This window comes from Cupriavidus sp. 8B, from assembly GCF_054589115.1.
This window is the reverse complement of the sequence record NZ_BAAILO010000432.1, coordinates 71,463-90,107: the sequence shown is the minus strand read 5'-3', so window position 1 is coordinate 90,107 and position 18,645 is coordinate 71,463. Positions and strand designations below refer to the sequence as shown.

The window sequence follows — 18,645 nt, the reverse complement described above, 5'->3', positions numbered from 1 at the left end:
ATCAGGAGGGGCTTGGCGCGTGCGTGGCGGGCCGGGATCTGTTGCTGCTTCTCAGGATGTTGCTGGGTCACGTCGGGTCTTCTCGGATAGGCCGGGTTGGCATAAAGGGACGCAGGCCCGCAGCGCGCGGGCACGTTCCGGGAGAAGACGAAACGCGGAGCAAAAACCTGAATCTAGCGTGAATATATTTCCGCGCTGCCATCGGCAAGGGTGCGCACGCCCACCGGGAGGAACTGAGGCAGGGCCGCGAGCAGGGCGTCGGTATCGTCGGCACGGAACACGCTGCTCAGGCGCAGCGCGCCGGTGCCGGCGTCGCTGATCCTGACCGGGCTGCGCCGGTAGCGGGAGACCTCGGCGGCCACCAGTGACAGCGGTTGGTCCTTGAACAGCAGCTTGCCTTCGCGCCACGCCATGGCGGCGCCGAGATCGACCGCCGCCGCCGGCGCGACCCGGCCATCTGCGGCAATGCGCGTGCCAAGGCCGGCCGACAGGCGCGCGGCAGACGGCGCCGCGCTGCGGCCTTGCACGCCCACCGACCCGGATTCGACCGCGACCGCGACCTCCGCGCCATCCCGGCGCACGTCGAAGCGGGTGCCGGTGACCGTGACGGTGCCGCTGCCGGCATCGACCACGAAGGGCCGCTCGCTGGCGTGCGCCACCTCGAACATGGCCTCGCCGTCGGCCAGGGTCACGGTGCGCTGGCCCGGCTCGAATCGCACCGATAGCCGCGTGCGCGTATTGAGCTCCACGACGGAGCCGTCGGGCAGCGTGACGCGTCGCCGCTCGCCGGGCGCGGTGCTGAAGCTGGCTGTGTAGTGGCTTGCATCGCTGGCCGCATAGGTAGTCGGTCCGGGCGCGGCCTGCTGGCGGACGAGCCACGCGGCGCCGACGGCCACCGCGCAGAGGCTGGCCAGCATGGCCGCGCGCAAGGCGGGTCGCGATCTCCGGGCGGCGGCCGCCGGTGCAGGGCTTATCGCAAGGGCGCGCAGGCGCTCCGGGTCGAGCGTGCCGGCTGCTTGCCAGATGCGCTCCAGCGCCGTGTATTCGGCCCGGTGCACGGGGCTGGCGTCGAGCCAGGCCGCCATCTCAAGGCGTTCCTGCTCGCTGAGCGAGCCATCGCGGGTGCGCGCAAACCAGCGTGCCGCGGCTTCGCGGGGAGCGTCCGGGGTTGTCATCTGCGTGCCGCCCCAAGCAGGGTTGGGGGCAAGGAGGAGGGGGCTGGAGCCTGGATCAAGGCGCGGTACTCAATGGGGTGCTTGCGGGCCGAGCCGGTCGCGCAGATGGCGCATCGTGCGGATCATGTGTTTCTCGACCATGTTCCTGGAGACCTGAAGGCGCTCGGCGATCTCTTGCTGGGAGAGCCCCTCAAGGCGTTGCCAGACAAAGACCTGACGGCATGTGAGCGGCAGTTCCGCCAGCGCCTGCTCGAGCGCGTTGGCGAGCTGAACCGCGTGGAGCGCGGCTTCGGGATCGCCGGAGCTTGCGTGATGCGCGTCGATGCTGTCAAGCGGGAGCGCTTGCCGGCCGCCCTCGCGCCGGTAGGCGTCAATGGCAAGGTGGCGGGCGGTCTGGTGCAGGTAGGCGCGGGGATGTTCGGGCGGGCTGCCTTTGCGCTCCAGTACCTTGAGCAGCGCGTCCTGGGTCAGGTCCTCGGCATCAAAGCGATTGGCGAGCTTGCGAGTCCAGGTGCCGACCAGTTCTTCGTAGTAGGCGAACAAGCCGAACGCGCGCGAGGGATGTGACGACATGGCGTGCGCGCGGCTGCGAATGGTTGCAAATGCGACGTATTATCATTTGTGCGATCAATGTTCGTCAATAGCTACATTGAGCCCGCCCGCCGGGGAAAAAAAAGCCCGCGAACTGCGCGGGCCTTTGAAAGCGCAGCCGGTGTAAGCAACTCCGGCTGGCCCGCGATGGTCGCAATGGACGACGGAATCTCTTTCGCCCCGGCGATGGGATCAGCGCAGCAGGAACGCGATATCGTCGACGCTGATCTGCGCCGGGGCGACTCCGCGGCGTTGCTGGAACAGGATGTGCTGGAGGACCTGGCGGCGCTGCCTGGCGAAGACGGCCAGATCGATGGGAATGCCGGCCCGCGCGTAATGCTCGACCAGCAGCTTGTAGGCTCGGTTGCGCATCTGCAGGGCTTCGGCTTCGGCGCGCAGCCGCCCGGTGTCTTCGGGCGGTGTCGCCTCGGCCTGCCGCAACGCTTGCATGGCGGCGGCGTGCATGTCGCGGTAGCGGTCGAGCTCGGTTTGCGTTGCGTGCAACCGCTCGCGCAGCGCGCGGACCTTGCGCTGCAGCTTTAATGTCATGCCAACGCCGTGCTCGATGAGCGCGACGGTTTCCAGCGCGTGGCTGGCTGCGGCAATGGTGTTTTTCCAGATGCCCCTGTCCGTCACCTCGACGTCAGGCGCCCACCCGTTTCTGGCTCCGCGCAAGCTTTCCATATGACCCCTTGACCCTTGTGTTGATTTCCGGCGGCCGGCTTTATGGTTGCCGTCCTGTCCCGGACCACGGTGGACGTGCCGCCGTGCATGTTTCGGGAATCGTACGGTCTAGCCGTTCGCGGGCGAAGTAGAAGATGCTTAGATCTGGTCTTCCCGGTGCATATGTCGCGTCATGTCCGGCCAGCAAAAAGCGACGCCGCAGGTGGGTGAAATGACAAGGGAAAGCGGTCCTCTCCAGACTTGCCGGGGAGCTGGCTGCTGAATCCGGCGCAAATACGGCTGCCACGCCTTCTATACCGTACGGAGGGGCGCGAATCGGACTACGATGCAGATATGGCACTCAATTTCCCCAATCCCAGCCGGAGTTACGACCCATCCAGGCATTGCGTATGTTTCTGGGGCTACGACAGTTCGCGTGAAATCTCCTTCGAGGTCGACCGCGCGGTACTCTCCAACCTCAGCCCCGAACTACGCCCGGACGAGCCCGCTGTGCTGGAGGCATTCGACCGCCATCGCGACCACATCCTGGAACTCGCGCGAGGGCTCTATTCCCGCAGCCGGCAGAACAGGTACACCATCTCCTGACGGCGGTTCGATCGCTTGGCAGTTCCGATCGTGACAGGTGCTCGCCTGTCACGATGCCTTTGCCGTGCGCGGCGGCGGCGGTGCGGGTTCCGCTGCCATCCTGTCCGCCAACCGGCGCGAGGATCAGCTTTCCTGCGCTTCCAGCGTGAAGCCGGCGCCGTCGTCCTGGCGCAGCATCGTCACCAGGGCGGGCATGGCTGCCTCCAGGGTTTCCTTCAGGCGCCACGGCGGATTGACGATGAACATGCCGCTGCCGTGCAGGCCCAGCCCGCCGGCGACCGGGTGCTTGACGCGCAGGGTGACGTGCAGCCAGCTCTTGAGCGGCAGCTTTTTCAGCTGCACCGGCAACTGCACGGATTCGCGGCGCTGCACCTCGGGATACCAGATTGCGTACATGCCGGTGGCAAAGCGCTGCAGGCAATCCTGCAGGCTGCGCACCACGCGGCCGTAGTCCTGCTTGTCTTCGTAAGATGGATCGATCAGCACCAGCGCGCGGCGCGGCGGCGGGGGCAGGATGGCGTTGATGCCGGTAAAGCCGTCGCCGTCGTACAGCATGACGCGGCGGCCGGCGCCACGGAAGTTATCGCGCAGCACCTGGATTTCCGTGCTGTGCATCTCGAACAGGCGCAGGCGGTCCGCGTCCCGCAGCATCTGCCAGGCAAGCCAGGGCGAGCCAGGGTAGTGCTTCAGGTTGCCGTCCGGGTTCAGCGTGCGTACCTGTTCCAGGTAATCCTCGACCAGCGTCGGCATGGGCCGCTTGGCGGCGGCGGCCTGCCACAGCCGGGCGATGCCGGTCTCGAACTCGCCTTTTTTCTGCGCGTAGGCGTGGTCGAGCGCGTACAGCCCGGCACCGGCGTGCGTGTCGATGTACCAGAAGGGCTTGTCTTTCTGGCTCAACTGCTCCAGCAACTGGACCACGATGGCGTGTTTGAGAACATCGGCGTGGTTGCCGGCGTGGAAGGCATGACGGTAGCTGAGCATGGCGAGGCGGGAAAAGGGCGTGCGGGGCGTGCGGGTGCCGGCCTGGAGGGGCCGGCGGCATAGGGCGCTATGCTACCATCGCCGGGCTTTGGGGCGCGCCGGCGGCATGCCGCAGGGCGCGCCTGGCGGGCGATTGCTGGCGATTGCGATTGCGAGCGCCTTCGCCATCTTCCAGTCCCAACGCATTTCGCGTCTGACGCGCCCCCGCATTTCCCAATCTGCGGACCTTTGTCCCCTTGTCCCCTTGTCCATATTCCGCGCCTTAGAACCCGCCGAGCCCGCTTTTTCCGCTTCAGGCTCGCCCTACTCGCCGCGCTACGACGAGGTCTACCACGGTAACGCGGATGGCCTGGAGAGGGCCCGTCAAGTCTTCCTGGCCGGCTGCGGCTTGCCGCAGGCCTGGGGCGGGCGCGAGCAGTTCGTGATCCTGGAGGCCGGTTTTGGGCTCGGGTTGAACTTCCTGGCAACCTGGCAGGCATGGCGAGACGATCCCAGGCGTTGCCGGCGGCTCCATTTCGTGTCGGTGGAGAAGCATCCGTTTACCAGCGCGGGGCTTGCCGCGATGCATGCCAGCCTTGGCGCTCAGGCGGCGCTCGCGCCGCTGGCCGCCGAGCTGAGGGCCGCGTGGCCGCCGGCGTTGCCCGGCCTGCACCGGCTGGAATTCGAGGGCGGGGCGGTCGTGCTGACGCTGGCGTTTGGCGATTTCGATGCCGTGCTGCCGCGGCTGGTGCTGGGTGCGGATGCCTTCTACCTGGACGGCTTTTCGCCGGCGCGCAATCCCGATATGTGGCAGCCGCAACTGATGAAGCGCCTGGCCCGGCTGGCGCGCCCGGAGGCCACGCTGGCCACACATGTGGCGGACAGCGCCTTCCAGCGGGGTTTGCAAGCAGCCGGCTTCGCGGTCGGTTCGGCCCCAGGATCTGGCGGCGCGCCGCCGATGACCGTGGCGCGCTTTCCTGTCATGCGCGGCACGCGGCGGCAGCCGCCGCCGTGTGCCGCGGCCTGGCCCGAGCGGCACGCGATCGTCATCGGCGCTGGCCTGGCCGGCTGCGCGGTCACCGAGCGGCTGGCCGCGCGTGGCTGGCGCGTGACGTTGTTCGATGCCCACGAGGGCCCGGCGCAGTTGACCTCGGCCCACCGCGCCGCCGCCATGCATCCGCATTTGTCCTCGGATGACAGTGTCCTGTCGCGCTTGTCGCGGGCCGGCAACCTGCAGTCCCTGCGGACCTGGGCGGCGCTGGCGGCGGCGGGACATGCGCCCGGCTGGCAGGGCTGCGGCGTGCTGCAGACCGGCGCGGGCGAGGAGGACGCGGGCATCCAGCAGGCGGCTCTCGCCGCCTTGGGCTTTCCGGAGGCGTTCGCGCGCTGGATGAGCGCCGAGGAAGCCGCCAGCCGGCATGGCGCGCCGGTACCCCACGGCGGGCTGTGGTTTGGGCAGGGCGGCTGGGCGCCGCCGCCCGAGATCTGCCGCGCGCAGCTGGCGCAGGCCGCGGCGGCGGTAACGGCGCGCTATGGCAGCCGGGTGGCACGGCTGGCGCGTGTCGCGGATGGCTGGCAGGCGCTGGACGAGGCGGGCGCGGTGCTGGCCGCAGCGCCGGTGGTGGTGGTGGCCAACGCGCACGAAGCGCTGCGCTTGCTTGCGCTGCGCCATATGACGATCGACCGGGTGCGCGGCCAGCTCACCACGCTGGAGCCGGCGGCGCTGGCACGCCTTGGCGAATGGCCCGATTGCGTGGTCACCGGCACTGGCTACCTGCTGCCGCGCGCGGCGGACGGCACCGCGCGCATCGGCTCCAGCTACGAGCCGGATGGGCAGGATGCCGGCGCGCTGGACGAGCGCCCTGAAGTGCACGCCGAGAACCTCGCCCGGCTGGCCGCTTTGCTGCCCGCGCTTGCCGGCGCGGCCGCCAGCCTGGATCCGGCAACGCTCACAGGCTACGTTGGCGTGCGCAGCGTCTCGCACAACCGCCTGCCGCTGATCGGCCGCGTGGCCGACGAGGCCCAGGCGGCGCGGGACGCCGCCGCGCTCAGCGGGGCGCGCCTAAGGGATATCCCTCGCCTGCCGGGGCTGTACGCGGCACTTGCATATGGCTCGCGCGGCCTCACATGGGCCGCATTGGGGGCGGAATTGCTGGCCAGCCAGATCGAAGGGGAGCCATTGCCGCTCGAACTCGAGCTGGCCGAGGCCATCGATCCGGCGCGGCTGCTGGTGCGTGCCTTGCGCCAGGGGCAGGTGGCGAGCGGTGCAGGCGACGCTGGCGGTGAAAGCGGCGATGTGCCCGCCGAGCCGGTTCCCGGGTAAAAACTGCCGGAACCGAATGAAAACCGTGCGATAATCCCCGTTTTCCGTTTGCGTGGACCTGCGCCTGCGGATGCTCTGGAAACGCCATTTTCTTGCGCGTGTCCTGCGTCCGATTCGGTTTGCGTGGGTTCGCGTGCCGGGTATCGGCATTTGCCGTCGCTTTGCCTGTGTCTTCTCGGGCACGCGAGCGGGGTGCGCTCACGAACACAACAACACTCTGGATTGGATCAACGACCATGTCGAATGTCATTGAAAACCTTGGCAAACTGGACCGCAAGGTGACCCTGGCCATTCCCAAGGCCGAAGTCGAAAAGGAAAAGCTGGAACGTCTGGTTCGCCTGTCGAAGACGGTGAAGATGTCCGGTTTCCGTCCCGGCAAGGTACCGATGAAGATGGTCGAGAAGCAGTACGGCCAGCAAGTCGAGTTCGAAGTGCGCTTCGACAAGGCTGCCCGCAAGTTCTTCGACATCACCAAAGAACAAGACGTGAAGGTCGCCGGCCAGCCGAAGTTCGAAGTCAAGACCGACGGCGTGAGCGAAGACGAAGTGGCCTTCGACGCAACCTTCGAGGTCTATCCGGAAGTCAAGCTGGGTGACCTGGCTGGCGCCGAAGTGACCCGTACCAAGACCGAAATCACCGATGCCGAAGTCGACAAGACCATCGACATCCTGCGCAAGCAGCGCGTGCACTACCACACCCGTGGCGAAGCCGGCGAGCACGGCGACGGCGGTGCGGAAGTGGCCGCCCAGAATGGCGACCGCGTGACCCTGGACTTCGTTGGCAAGATCGACGGCGTGGAATTCCCCGGTGGCAAGGCTGACGACTTCGGCTTCGTGCTGGGCGAAGGCCGCATGCTGCCCGAGTTCGAGCAAGCTGCACTGGGCCTGAAGGTTGGCGAGAGCAAGACCTTCCCGCTGGCGTTCCCCGAGGACTATCACGGCAAGGACGTGGCCGGCAAGACTGCCGAATTCACCGTCACGCTGAAGAAGATCGAGTGGGCGCACCTGCCGGAAGTCAACGACGAGTTCGCCAAGTCGCTGGGCGTCGCCGACGGCAACGTCGACAAGATGCGCGCCGACATCCGCGAAAACCTGGAGCGCGAAGTCAAGCGCCGTACGCACGCCATGCTGAAGGACCAGGTCATGGACGCGCTGCTCAAGGCGAGCGAGCTGGAAGTGCCGAAGGCCCTGATCGAGCAAGATCAGGAGCGCCTGGTGGAAATGGCCCGTCGCGACCTGGAACAACGCGGCATGCCGAACGCCAAGGACATGCCCATCCCGGCCGAAATGTTCACGCAGCAAGCTGAGCGCCGCGTCAAGCTGGGCCTGATCCTGGCCGAGATCGTCAAGGCCCACGGCCTGGACGCCAAGGCAGACCAGATCAAGGCCGAGATCGAAGACTTCGCCAAGAGCTACGAAGACCCGAAGGAAGTCATGCGCTGGTACTACGGTGACCAGCAGCGCCTGGCCGAGATGGAGGCCTACGTGCTTGAAAACAACGTGGTAAATTTCGTGTGCGACAAGGCCAAGGTCACCGACAAGACGGTGTCCTTCGAGGAACTGACTGCCGAAGGCAACAACCAGCCTCAGCAGGCCTGAGCCTGGCCCGTGGCCGGGGCGCATGGCGCGCCGGCCGCAGCCTTGTCTCTTACCGAACTCCAGGAGAACTTGCATGACCCGCAATGATTTGCTTGACCGTCTGGCCACCACGCAGGCCTCCGCCCTGGAAACGCAGGGACTGGGGCTGGTGCCGATGGTGGTTGAGCAGTCCGGTCGGGGCGAGCGCGCCTATGACATCTATTCGCGCCTGTTGAAGGAGCGTTTGATTTTCATGGTCGGCGAAGTCAACGACCAGACCGCTAACCTGGTGGTCGCCCAGTTGCTGTTCCTGGAAAGCGAGAATCCCGACAAGGACATCTCGCTCTACATCAACTCGCCGGGTGGCTCGGTGTCGGCTGGCCTCGCCATCTACGACACCATGCAGTTCGTCAAGCCGGACGTGGCCACGCTGTGCATGGGCATGGCTGCCAGCATGGGTGCATTCCTGCTGTCTGCCGGCGCCAAGGGCAAGCGTTCGGCGCTGCCCAACTCGCGCATCATGATCCACCAGCCGCTGGGCGGCGCGCGCGGCCAGGCCTCGGACATCGAGATCCAGGCCCGCGAGATCCTGTACCTGCGCGAGCGGCTCAACACGATCCTGTCGGAAGTCACCGGCCAGCCGGTCGAGAAGATTGCCCGCGATACCGATCGCGACAACTTCATGAGCGGCGAACAGGCAGTGGACTACGGCCTGATCGACAAGGTGCTCGCTCGCCGTAGCTGACAGGCCGGCCTGGCTGCCAGCACGGCGGGCCGGGCAGGTGCCGCTCGACGATGCCTCCGGGTGTCGTGGGCCGGCCCCGGAATGAAGAAGGCTATACAGAAACGAGGCCTTGTGCCTCGTTTTTGCTTTTGCCCCACAGCGTGGGGGTCCTACCCGCCGCGCCAAATTTTTTGGCGTATGATGCGTTTGAAGCGTATCCCCGCAGCGCCTTGGCACTGCGGCACGCACACTGCTAATGTGACTGATTCCTATGGCGGATAAAAAAGGTTCATCCAGCGAGAAGCTCCTTTACTGCTCGTTCTGCGGCAAGAGCCAGCACGAGGTAAAGAAGCTCATCGCGGGCCCGTCGGTGTTCATTTGCGACGAATGCATCGACCTGTGCAACGAGATCATCCGCGACGAGGCAGCCGCATCCGACAAGGACGCGGGAGCCACGGCCAAGTCCGATCTCCCCACCCCGCACGAGATCCGCGAAAGCCTGGATCAGTACGTGATTGGGCAGGAGCAGGCCAAGAAGATCCTGGCCGTAGCGGTGTACAACCACTACAAGCGCCTGAAGCACCTCGGCAAGAAGGACGACGTCGAGTTGTCCAAGAGCAACATCCTGCTGATCGGCCCCACCGGTTCGGGCAAGACGCTGCTGGCGCAAACGCTGGCGCGGCTGCTCAACGTGCCGTTCGTGATCGCCGATGCCACCACGCTGACCGAAGCCGGCTATGTCGGCGAGGACGTGGAAAACATCATTCAGAAGTTGCTGCAGAACTGCAACTACGAGGTGGAAAAGGCACAGCGCGGCATCGTCTACATCGATGAGATCGACAAGATCTCGCGCAAATCCGACAACCCGTCCATCACCCGCGATGTCTCCGGTGAAGGCGTGCAGCAGGCACTGCTCAAGCTGGTCGAAGGCACCATGGCTTCGGTGCCCCCGCAAGGCGGCCGCAAGCACCCGAACCAGGACTTCCTGCAGGTGGATACCACCAACATCCTGTTTATCTGCGGCGGTGCGTTTGATGGCCTCGAGAAGGTCATCATGCAGCGTTCGGACAAGACCGGCATCGGTTTTGCCGCGCAGGTGCAGAGCAAGGAAGAGCGCGAGGCCAGCGAAGTGCTGCCGCAGGTCGAGCCGGAAGACCTGATCAAGTTCGGGTTGATCCCGGAACTGATCGGCCGCCTCCCGGTAGTGGCTACGCTGGCCAAGCTGGACGAAGCCGCGCTGATGCAGATCCTGGTCGAGCCGAAGAACGCGCTCATCAAGCAGTACCAGAAGCTGCTGGCGATGGAAGGCGTTGAGCTGGAAATCCGCCCGGCCGCGCTGTCCGCGATTGCCCGCAAGGCAATCCGCCGCAAGACCGGTGCACGTGGCCTGCGTTCGATCCTCGAACAATCGCTGATGGATGTGATGTACGACCTGCCTAACTACAAGGGCGTGCAAAAGGTGGTGATCGATGAGAACACCATCACCGGGGACGCTCCGCCGTTGCTGATGTACGAGGAACAGCCTAAGGTGGCTGGTTCGAACTGACGCGAACGCCGGCGCTTATGACGATGCCAGGCCGGCAGCGAGTCCTGAGAGGCCGTTCGCGAAAAGCGAGCGGCTTTTTTTCTTCATTTTCGTAAAACGAAGGAGAGGAAACGGGGGTATGCTGTTTGGACGGGTCTTGCAAGTGCGGGGAGCAGCATTTTGCGACTAGCATCGAATCGCGTGCAAAGCTTGTCTTGCAATCGATTCATGAGACCCAATTTACGCCTAAATGACTGACTGGGGAAAATGATGTCCGGAACACAACTCCTCCCGGCTGAGCCGATTCACTTGCCACTGTTGCCGCTGCGCGACGTGGTGGTGTTTCCGCACATGGTGATCCCACTATTCGTGGGACGTCCGAAGTCCATCAAGGCGCTAGAAACTGCGATGGAGGCGGGCAAAAGCATCATGCTTGTGGCCCAGAAAACGGCGGCCAAGGATGAGCCGACCGCCGACGACCTCTATGAGGTAGGCTGCATCGCCAACATCCTGCAAATGCTCAAGCTGCCCGACGGCACCGTCAAGGTGCTGGTGGAAGGCACGCAGCGCGCGAATATCCGCGAAGTGAGCGAAGACGAATCGCACTTCATGTGCGAAGCCGTGCCCGTGCCGCCGGGTCCGGTCGAGACCGCCGAGACGGAGGCGCTGCGCCGCGCCATCGTGTCGCAGTTCGACCAGTACGTAAAGCTGAACAAGAAGATCCCGCCCGAGATCCTGACCTCGCTGTCGGGCATCGACGAGCCGGGTCGCCTGGCCGACACCATCGCCGCGCATCTGCCGATCAAGCTCGAGCAGAAGCAGAAGATCCTGGAGATGGTCAACGTCACGGAACGCCTGGAGAGCCTGCTGTCGCAGCTCGAGGGCGAGATCGACATCCTGCAGGTGGAAAAGCGCATCCGTGGCCGCGTCAAGCGCCAGATGGAGAAGAGCCAGCGCGAGTACTACCTCAACGAGCAGGTCAAGGCGATCCAGAAGGAACTGGGCGAAGGCGAAGAGGGCGCCGACCTGGAAGAACTCGACAAGCGCATCAAGGCTGCGCGCATGCCGAAGGAAGCCAAGAAGAAGGCCGACGCCGAATTCAAGAAGCTCAAGCTCATGTCGCCGATGTCGGCCGAAGCCACCGTCGTGCGCAACTACATCGACACGCTGGTCAACCTGCCGTGGCGCAAGAAGAGCAAGGTCAACAACGACCTCGCCAATGCCGAGCGCGTGCTGGACGAAGACCACTACGGCCTCGAGAAGGTGAAGGAACGCATTCTCGAGTATCTCGCAGTGCAACAGCGCGTGGATAAGCTGAAGGCACCGATCCTGTGCCTGGTAGGCCCCCCCGGCGTGGGCAAGACCTCGCTCGGCCAGTCGGTGGCGCGCGCCACGAACCGCAAGTTCGTGCGCATGGCGCTGGGTGGCGTGCGCGACGAAGCCGAGATCCGTGGCCACCGTCGCACGTACATCGGCTCGATGCCCGGCAAGATCCTGCAAAGCCTGGCCAAGGTCGGCGTGCGCAATCCGCTCTTCCTGCTCGACGAGATCGACAAGATGGGCATGGATTTCCGCGGCGATCCGTCGTCGGCCTTGCTCGAAGTGCTGGATCCGGAACAGAACCACACGTTCCAGGACCATTACATCGAGGTCGATTTCGACCTGTCCGATGTGATGTTCGTGGCGACCTCCAACTCGCTCAATATTCCGCCGCCGCTGCTGGACCGGATGGAAGTGATCCGCTTGTCGGGTTACACCGAGGAAGAGAAGGTCAACATCGCCCAGCGCTACCTGCTGCCCAAGCAGATCAAGAACAATGGTCTGAAGGTCGGCGAGATCGAAGTCAGCGAAGAAGCCCTGCGCGACATCATTCGCTACTACACGCGGGAAGCGGGCGTGCGCTCGCTCGAGCGTGAAGTCTCGAAGATCGCCCGCAAGGTGGTCAAGCTGCTGCTGCTCAAGAAGGAATCGGGCACGGTCAAGGTGGCGTCGGAAAACCTGGACAAATTCCTTGGCGTGCGCAAGTACGACTTCGGCCTGGCCGGCAAGGAAAACCAGGTTGGCCAGGTGACCGGTCTGGCGTGGACGGAAGTGGGCGGCGACTTGCTGACCATCGAAGCCGCGATCATGCCGGGCAAGGGCAACATCACCCGCACCGGTTCGCTGGGCGACGTGATGAAGGAATCGGTCGAGGCAGCGCGCTCGGTGGTGCGCTCGCGGGCACGTCGTCTGGGTATTGCGGACGAGATGTTCGAGAAGCGCGACATCCACATCCACGTGCCCGAAGGCGCCACCCCCAAGGATGGTCCTTCGGCCGGCGGGGCGATGACCACGGCGCTGGTGTCGGTGCTCACGGGTATCCCGGTGCGCGCTGACGTGGCCATGACCGGTGAGATCACGCTGCGCGGTGAAGTCCTGCCGATCGGCGGCCTCAAGGAGAAGCTGCTCGCGGCGCATCGCGGCGGTATCAAGCTGGTGCTGATCCCCGAAGAGAACGTGAAGGATCTCGCGGAGATCCCGGATAACGTCAAGAACGCCATCGAGATCATCCCGGTGCGCTGGATCGACAAGGTCCTGGAACTCGCGCTCGAGCGCAAGCCCGAGCCGCTGGCGGAAGAAGTGGCCAAGCCTGCCGATGTGGCGGACAAGGGTGCTGCCCCGGTCGAGATGATTCATCACTGATCTGATGTCATCGCCGATGCTGCCGTAGTCTCCTGGCAGCCGATGAAAAACGCCGCGGGTGTCCCCCGCGGCGTTTTTCCATGCAGGGCGCACATTGCGCGGGCCACCGCGGGCCACTTTACGCGGGGCGCAGGTGCTTGCAGGTGCTTTTGCAGGCGGTTAAAAATGGCTGCGAAGAATACTTGGCAAAACGCCAAGGGCTGTATTACACTTGCGCCCTCGCAACGCAAACAGCAGTAATTACTCTGATATGTGCGCGGCGATGCTTGCAGCATGCAGTGCGGCTGCGGTACGAGCGGGTGCTTAGCTCAGTTGGTAGAGCGGCGCCCTTACAAGGCGTAGGTCGGGGGTTCGAGCCCCTCAGCACCCACCATCGCTCCTGCCGCAAGGCAAGCCAGGCACACAATGCATCCTGTAGCACCCATTCAGGAGTGGTAGTTCAGTTGGTTAGAATACCGGCCTGTCACGCCGGGGGTCGCGGGTTCGAGTCCCGTCCACTCCGCCAAACAAGCAGTCAGCAAAACGGGCCCTTAGTGGCCCGTTTTGCTTTTTGCACTCACATCTTTCGCTCCGCGCTTTTGATTAAACCGGCTCCGGCTCGCAGTGCCCCGGACCACCCGCCCCGCAAGGGCAGAAATGGCTCGCCAATTGCGCCGCAGGGTAGCAAATCGCGTGAAGCCTGCCGCTCCTGATAGAATCCCGTAGTTTGGCGTTCGTACAACCCTTTTCCTGAGTCAGCATGCTTGATTTCGTACGCAACAACCGGCGCTTGATGCTTTTGCTGCTGCTGGTGCTTGTCTTCCCGTCGTTCGTGTTCTTCGGCGTGGAGAGCTACTCGCGTTTCATGGACAGCTCGCACGACCTTGCCAAGGTCGACGGCCGCGCTATCACGGCGCAAGAAGTGGATAACGTGGTGCGTGACCAGAGCGAGCGCATGCGCCAGATGCTTGGCACGAACTACGACCCGCGCCAGTTCGAAGGCGCGCAGGCACGCCAGCAGGTGCTCGACCAGCTGATCATGCAGCGCGTGGTGGCGGATGAGGTGGCCAAGAAGCACCTGACCGTTTCCAACGAACGCCTGCTCGAGACGATCAGCAGCATTCCCGCCATCGCCCAGTTGCCGAAGAAGAAAGACGGCACGATCGACGACAAGGCCTACATTGACCTGCTGGCGCAGCAAGGCATGACGCCCGAGCAGTTCGACGCGCGCATGCGCTTCGACCTGGCTACCCAGCAGCTCGGTACCTCGGTTGGCGCTACCGCCTTCGTGCCCAAGGCCCTGCTGGACCGGCTGATCGCCATTCGCGACCAGCTGCGCGACGTGCAGGCGCTGCAGGTCAAGCCGGCCGATTTCGCCGCCAAGGTCACTCCGGATGACGCTGCGCTGAAGGCGTACTACGAAAGCCACAAGGCACAGTTCTCGGTGCCCGAGCAAGCCAAGGTCGAGTACCTGGTGCTCTCCGCCGGCGCGCTGGCCGCCTCGACGCCGGTCACGCCCGAAGAGCTCAAGTCCTACTACGACAGCAACATCGCGCGCTTTCGCACCGACGAGCAGCGCCGCGCCAGCCACATCCTGATCGGCTCGCCCAAGGAAGCCCCGGCGGCCGAGCGCCAGGCCGCCAAGGAAAAGGCCACCAAGCTGCTCGAGGACCTGCGCAAGCATCCCGAGACGTTTGCCGACGTGGCCCGCAAGCAGTCGCAGGACCCGGGTTCGGCGGAGAAGGGCGGCGACCTCGGCTTCATGGGCCGTGGCGCGCTGGTCAAGCCGTTCGAAGACGCGATGTACGCGCTCAAGGATGGTCAGATCAGCGACGTGGTCGAGACCGACTACGGTTATCACATCATCAAGCTCACCGGCATCAAGCCGGCCGAGACCAAGCCGCTTGAGCAGGTCCGTACCGAGCTGGAAGTGGAGCTGCGCAAGCAACTCGCCGCCAAGAAGTACACCGAACTGGCGGATGCTTTCGGCAATTCGGTCTACGAACAGTCCGACAGCCTCAAGCCGGCCGCCGACAAGTTCAAGCTGACGATCCAGGGCGCCGACAACGTGACCCGCCAGCCGAACCCGGCCCTGGGCGCGCAAAACCCGCTCAACAACGAGAAGCTGCTCAAGGCCCTGTTCAGCGACGAGTCCGTCAAGAACAAGCGCAACACCGAGGCCGTGCAGGTTGGTCCCACCACGCTGGTGGCGGCGCGCATCGTCGACTACCGCCCGGCGACCGTGCGCAAGTTCGAGGACGTGCAGGCCAAGGTGCGTGAAGGCTATATCGCGCAGCAGGCAGCCGAGCTCGCCGCCAAGGCAGGTGCGGAGCGTCTCGATGCGCTGAAGAAGAGCGGCGGCGCCGAAGGCTTCGGCGCCGTGGTGACGGTCTCGCGCGCCAAGGCCGATGGCCTGCCGCCGAAGGCAGTCGAAGCCGTGATGCGTGCCGACACCGCCAAGCTGCCCGCCTATGTTGGCGTGGATCTGGGCGCCGACGGCTACGCGATCTATCGCATCGGCAAGGTCAGCCAGCCTGCGCAGGCAGACGCCGCGCAACGCCAGGGCGAGGCACAGCAACTCGGCCAGATGGTCGGCCAGAGCCAGCTGGAAGCCTTCTACGAAAGCCTGAAGGACCGTGCCAAGGTGAAGTTGCTCAAGCCCGCCACCACCACGGAAGCCGGCGCTGCCAGCGGCGCTGGCGCGCAGTAAAGCTGCTGCTCGCAGCCACAAGGAAAAAGGCGCCTTCGGGCGCCTTTTTCTTTCTTGCAAAGCTGAGGCACTAGCCGAAGCCGCCGCATGGGCCAAAGCCGAGTGCCATGACGACGGCTGTCTCTCCCTCTCCCCTCAGGGGGAGAGGGGAGCAAACCGGCAGGAATAGAGAGCCATTCGGTGTAGCCGTGATTTCCGCCCCTGGGCGGCAATCACCCGCCCGCGATGCGCAGCGAGCCGTCAAGGTTTTCATCTCCCGTTATGGGGCGAGGAGTCTTTCGCCCCATCCGGGTCGCCTTCTTTGCCTACTTTCTTGGCGAGACAAGAAAGTAGGTCGCCTCCCCGCAGGGGAGGTGAAACTGCCTTTGACTTTGACTTTGACTTTGACGTTAAGCAGTTGAATTTACAGTGAAACAGCACGAATGGTGAACAAGTAGGCATCCGAGAGTCAACGCCACATCCAACACCCGCCCCCACTCGGCGCGGCACGTCTCGCGCGCTCAGCGCCCGGCTGTGCTGGCCGCCGCCGGCGACTTCAGCAAGGGCTTGAGCTGCGGCCAGACGGTATCGAGCAGCGTGCCCTGCGCCTGCGCCGTGGGATGGATGCGGTCCGCCTGGAACCACTCGGGCTTGGCGACCACCTGCTCCAGCAGGAAGGGCACCAGCGGGACCTTGTACTCGCCAGCCAGCTTGGGGTAGAGCGAGAAGAATCGCTCGGTGTAGTCAGGCCCGTAATTGGGCGGGATCCGCATGCCCACCAGCAGCACGCCGGCCTTGGCTTGCTGCGCGCTGGTGACGATGCTGCGCAGGTTGGCCTCGGTGGTCTGCAGGGGCAGGCCGCGCAAGGCATCGTTGGCGCCAAGTTCCACGATGACCAGCGCCGGATGGTGCCGCGTCAGCAGGTCGGGCAGGCGCGTCTTGCCGCCCACCGTGGTCTCGCCGCTGATGCTGGCATTCACGACGTTATAATCGAAACGCTCCGCCCGCAGCCGGGCCTCCATCAGCTTGACCCAGCCAGCATCGCGGGCCAGGCCATACTCCGCGGACAGGCTGTCGCCCAGCACCAGGATCACAGGCGTTGCCGCACGCGCCATCGAGGCCGCAGCCGGCAACAGCGTAGTCACGCACACCGCCAGCGCCAGTTTTCGCCAACCGCACCAGAACTTCTTGCTCATGTCTTCATCCATTCTTGCAGTCGAGTCATTAGGAAAGACCGTAGCCGACACGACAGGTTCGCTGACGATTTTGCACGATGTGTCGTTTTCCGTCTCGCCCGGCGAAACGCTGGCCATTGTCGGCGCATCCGGCTCGGGCAAGTCAACCCTGCTGGGCTTGCTGGCAGGCCTGGACCTGCCCACCACGGGCACCGTCAAGCTCAACGGGCAGGACCTGTTCCAGCTCGACGAAGACCAGCGGGCAGCCCAGCGCGGGCGCCATGTGGGTTTTGTGTTCCAGTCGTTCCAGCTGGTCGGGCACCTGAGCGCCCTGGAAAACGTCATGCTGCCGCTGGAGCTGCGTGGAGAAACCGCCGGCGTGCGCGAGCGCGCCGCCGACATGCTGGCCCGCGTGGGGCTGAGCGGGCGCCTTTCCCACTATCCGCGCACGCTCTCCGGTGGCGAGCAGCAGCGCGTGGCGCTGGCGCGGGCGTTTGTGGCCCGCCCCGATATCCTCTTTGCCGACGAGCCCACCGGCAGCCTGGATACGGCCACCGGCGAGGCCGTGATTGCGCTGATGTTCGAGCTGAACCGCGATGCCGGTTCCACCCTGGTGCTGGTCACGCACGATCGCTCCGTGGCGGCCCGCTGCGGGCGCATCCTGACCATCGACGCCGGCCGCGTTGCCAGCGACGAGTGGATGACCGCGCCGGTTTAAGACCGTTTCCGTCAGGCGCTGCCGAGCACCGCGCGCGCGCGCGCAATCAGGCTGCCAGTCGAGGCATCGTGCTGCCCGGCCGCCGCTTTGGCCGCATCGGTCAGCTCGCCCTCGATCGGCTTGGCCAGGATCTTGCCGAGCTCCACGCCCCATTGGTCGAAGGAGTTGATGTTCCAGACCACGCCTTGCACGAAGGTGCGGTGCTCGTAAAGCGCGATCAGTGCGCCGAGCGTGTGCGGCGTGATGTCTTGCATCAACAGCGTGTTGCTTGGCCGGTTGCCCTCGAACACCATGTGGGCGATACGGGTCTCGTCGGTCAGGCCGGTGGCGCGCAGCTCCTCGGCCGTGCGCCCGAGCATCAGTGCCTCGGCCTGGGCAAAGCAATTGGCGAGCAGCTTGGCGTGATGGCCGGGCAGCAGGCGCGGCGGGCGCAGCGGCGCCACGAAATCCACCGGCACGATCTGCGAGCCCTGGTGGATCAGCTGGAAATAGGCGTGCTGGCCGTTGGTGCCGGCGGAGCCCCAGACCACCGGCGCGGTATGGGCGCGCACGTGGCGGCCGTCCAGTTGCACCGATTTGCCGTTGCTCTCCATTTCCAGTTGCTGCAGGAAGGCGGGGAACAATTCGAGCGAGGTGGAGTACGGCGCCATGCAACTGGTCGGCATGCCGAAGAAGTTGCGGTACCAGATGCCGAGCATGCCCAGCACCACCGGCATGTTCTGCGCCAGCGGCGCGCTGCTGAAATGCTCGTCCATGGCGCGGCCACCGATCAGCAGGTCCTCAAACGCATCGAAGCCTACCGCCAGCGCGATCGACAGCCCGACCGAGGACCACAGCGAGAATCGCCCGCCGATCCAGTCCCAGAATTCGAACATGTGCGCCGGGTCGATGCCGAAGGCGCGCACCGCCTCCACATTGGTCGACACCGCGGCAAAATGGCTGGCCAGCTGGTCCTGGGCCACGCCTTTGTCGAGGAACCACTGGCGCGCGCTGCAGGCGTTGGCCATGGTCTCGAGCGTGGTGAAGGTCTTGGAGCAGACGATCACCAGGGTCTGCTCGGGGTCGAGCCGGTCCAGGCATTCGGCTAGTTCGGTGCCGTCCACGTTGGAGACGAAATGCATGCGCGGGCCGTTGCCGGCCAGGTGCGAGAGCGCGCGGCACACCATGCGCGGGCCCAGGTCCGAGCCGCCGATGCCGATGTTGATGACGTCGGTGATGCGCTTGCCGGTGGCGCCGGTCCAGTCACCGCTGCGCACGC

Annotated in this window: 14 protein-coding genes and 2 tRNA genes; 10 read left to right on the top strand and 6 right to left on the bottom strand. The window is 65.0% G+C overall.

The genetic code is table 11. From position 1 onward, the window contains the following. Positions 1–173 precede the first annotated feature (173 nt). From ACYP5B_RS41395 to ACYP5B_RS41385, 3 genes are all read right to left on the bottom strand, one after another. On the bottom strand, positions 174–1,175 hold the full coding sequence (locus tag ACYP5B_RS41395; RefSeq protein WP_459573489.1) for a FecR family protein: 1,002 nt from the start codon (positions 1,173–1,175) through the stop codon (positions 174–176). Between the two features lie 69 nt (positions 1,176–1,244). Further along, positions 1,245–1,748 carry a sigma-70 family RNA polymerase sigma factor gene (locus ACYP5B_RS41390; protein ID WP_267602259.1) on the bottom strand — a complete coding sequence of 168 codons (504 nt, stop codon included), beginning with the start codon at positions 1,746–1,748 and terminating at the stop codon, positions 1,245–1,247. Between the two features lie 210 nt (positions 1,749–1,958). Next, positions 1,959–2,450 (bottom strand): hypothetical protein, encoded by a 492-nt coding sequence (locus ACYP5B_RS41385; RefSeq protein WP_459573488.1) that lies wholly within the window; start codon positions 2,448–2,450, stop codon positions 1,959–1,961. Between the two features lie 333 nt (positions 2,451–2,783). Here ACYP5B_RS41385 and ACYP5B_RS41380 point away from each other — a divergent pair, with 333 nt between their 5' ends. Then, positions 2,784–3,035, top strand: coding sequence for a DUF1488 family protein (locus ACYP5B_RS41380; RefSeq protein ID WP_043345911.1), 252 nt, complete (start codon positions 2,784–2,786; stop codon positions 3,033–3,035). A gap of 123 nt (positions 3,036–3,158) precedes the next feature. On the opposite strand, the gene ACYP5B_RS41375 is transcribed toward ACYP5B_RS41380, so the two are convergent. Further along, positions 3,159–4,016, bottom strand: a complete 858-nt coding sequence (locus ACYP5B_RS41375) for a 23S rRNA (adenine(2030)-N(6))-methyltransferase RlmJ (RefSeq protein ID WP_043345913.1) — start codon at positions 4,014–4,016, stop codon at positions 3,159–3,161. Positions 4,017–4,266: 250 nt separating this feature from the next. On the opposite strand from ACYP5B_RS41375, the gene mnmC reads away from it, so the two are divergent. The 8 genes from mnmC (at position 4,267) to ACYP5B_RS41335 (ending at position 15,515) form a co-directional block, all read left to right on the top strand. After that, on the top strand, positions 4,267–6,318 hold the full coding sequence (gene mnmC, locus ACYP5B_RS41370; protein ID WP_400099923.1) for a bifunctional tRNA (5-methylaminomethyl-2-thiouridine)(34)-methyltransferase MnmC2/FAD-dependent 5-carboxymethylaminomethyl-2-thiouridine(34) oxidoreductase MnmC1: 2,052 nt from the start codon (positions 4,267–4,269) through the stop codon (positions 6,316–6,318). A gap of 236 nt (positions 6,319–6,554) precedes the next feature. Then, a complete protein-coding gene (gene tig, locus ACYP5B_RS41365) occupies positions 6,555–7,916 on the top strand; it encodes a trigger factor (RefSeq protein ID WP_318233302.1) in 1,362 nt (453 codons plus the stop codon). A gap of 73 nt (positions 7,917–7,989) precedes the next feature. Beyond that, positions 7,990–8,640: an ATP-dependent Clp endopeptidase proteolytic subunit ClpP gene (gene clpP, locus ACYP5B_RS41360; RefSeq protein WP_017224974.1), complete on the top strand. Its 651-nt coding sequence runs from the start codon at positions 7,990–7,992 to the stop codon at positions 8,638–8,640. A 250-nt stretch (positions 8,641–8,890) separates the two neighbouring features. Beyond that, the gene (gene clpX, locus ACYP5B_RS41355) at positions 8,891–10,165 is read left to right on the top strand and encodes an ATP-dependent Clp protease ATP-binding subunit ClpX (RefSeq protein WP_043345921.1); all 1,275 of its coding nucleotides are present in this window, start codon (positions 8,891–8,893) and stop codon (positions 10,163–10,165) included. A 249-nt stretch (positions 10,166–10,414) separates the two neighbouring features. Then, positions 10,415–12,826, top strand: coding sequence for an endopeptidase La (gene lon / locus ACYP5B_RS41350; protein ID WP_267602262.1), 2,412 nt, complete (start codon positions 10,415–10,417; stop codon positions 12,824–12,826). 297 nt (positions 12,827–13,123) lie between these two features. Then, positions 13,124–13,199 (top strand) — tRNA-Val (locus ACYP5B_RS41345). A 55-nt stretch (positions 13,200–13,254) separates the two neighbouring features. Beyond that, positions 13,255–13,331, top strand: a tRNA-Asp gene (locus ACYP5B_RS41340). Between the two features lie 234 nt (positions 13,332–13,565). Further along, a complete protein-coding gene (locus ACYP5B_RS41335; protein WP_459573487.1) occupies positions 13,566–15,515 on the top strand; it encodes a SurA N-terminal domain-containing protein in 1,950 nt (649 codons plus the stop codon). A 500-nt stretch (positions 15,516–16,015) separates the two neighbouring features. Here ACYP5B_RS41335 and ACYP5B_RS41330 read toward each other — a convergent pair whose 3' ends face one another. After that, positions 16,016–16,690 carry an arylesterase gene (locus tag ACYP5B_RS41330; protein ID WP_459573486.1) on the bottom strand — a complete coding sequence of 225 codons (675 nt, stop codon included), beginning with the start codon at positions 16,688–16,690 and terminating at the stop codon, positions 16,016–16,018. Between ACYP5B_RS41330 and ACYP5B_RS41325 the strand changes: the two genes are divergently transcribed. Next, positions 16,689–17,387: an ABC transporter ATP-binding protein gene (locus ACYP5B_RS41325; protein WP_267602271.1), complete on the top strand. Its 699-nt coding sequence runs from the start codon at positions 16,689–16,691 to the stop codon at positions 17,385–17,387. The genes ACYP5B_RS41330 and ACYP5B_RS41325 overlap by 2 nt on opposite strands. Positions 17,388–17,398: 11 nt before the next feature. On the opposite strand, the gene pgi is transcribed toward ACYP5B_RS41325, so the two are convergent. Beyond that, positions 17,399–18,645 (bottom strand): glucose-6-phosphate isomerase (gene pgi, locus ACYP5B_RS41320; RefSeq protein WP_459573484.1); only part of this gene is annotated, 1,247 nt, incomplete at its 5' end.

Bases quoted from the DNA above. Each gene is read 5' to 3' on its own strand.
- ACYP5B_RS41395 (WP_459573489.1), bottom strand. From the start codon at position 1,175: ATGACAACCCCGGACGCTCCCCGCGAAGCCGCGGCACGCTGGTTTGCG.
- ACYP5B_RS41390 (WP_267602259.1), bottom strand. From the start codon at position 1,748: ATGTCGTCACATCCCTCGCGCGCGTTCGGCTTGTTCGCCTACTACGAA.
- ACYP5B_RS41385 (WP_459573488.1), bottom strand. From the start codon at position 2,450: ATGGAAAGCTTGCGCGGAGCCAGAAACGGGTGGGCGCCTGACGTCGAG.
- ACYP5B_RS41380 (WP_043345911.1), top strand. From the start codon at position 2,784: ATGGCACTCAATTTCCCCAATCCCAGCCGGAGTTACGACCCATCCAGG.
- ACYP5B_RS41375 (WP_043345913.1), bottom strand. From the start codon at position 4,016: ATGCTCAGCTACCGTCATGCCTTCCACGCCGGCAACCACGCCGATGTT.
- tig (WP_318233302.1), top strand. From the start codon at position 6,555: ATGTCGAATGTCATTGAAAACCTTGGCAAACTGGACCGCAAGGTGACC.
- clpP (WP_017224974.1), top strand. From the start codon at position 7,990: ATGACCCGCAATGATTTGCTTGACCGTCTGGCCACCACGCAGGCCTCC.
- clpX (WP_043345921.1), top strand. From the start codon at position 8,891: ATGGCGGATAAAAAAGGTTCATCCAGCGAGAAGCTCCTTTACTGCTCG.
- lon (WP_267602262.1), top strand. From the start codon at position 10,415: ATGTCCGGAACACAACTCCTCCCGGCTGAGCCGATTCACTTGCCACTG.
- ACYP5B_RS41335 (WP_459573487.1), top strand. From the start codon at position 13,566: ATGCTTGATTTCGTACGCAACAACCGGCGCTTGATGCTTTTGCTGCTG.
- ACYP5B_RS41325 (WP_267602271.1), top strand. From the start codon at position 16,689: ATGTCTTCATCCATTCTTGCAGTCGAGTCATTAGGAAAGACCGTAGCC.
- ACYP5B_RS41330 (WP_459573486.1), bottom strand. From the start codon at position 16,690: ATGAGCAAGAAGTTCTGGTGCGGTTGGCGAAAACTGGCGCTGGCGGTG.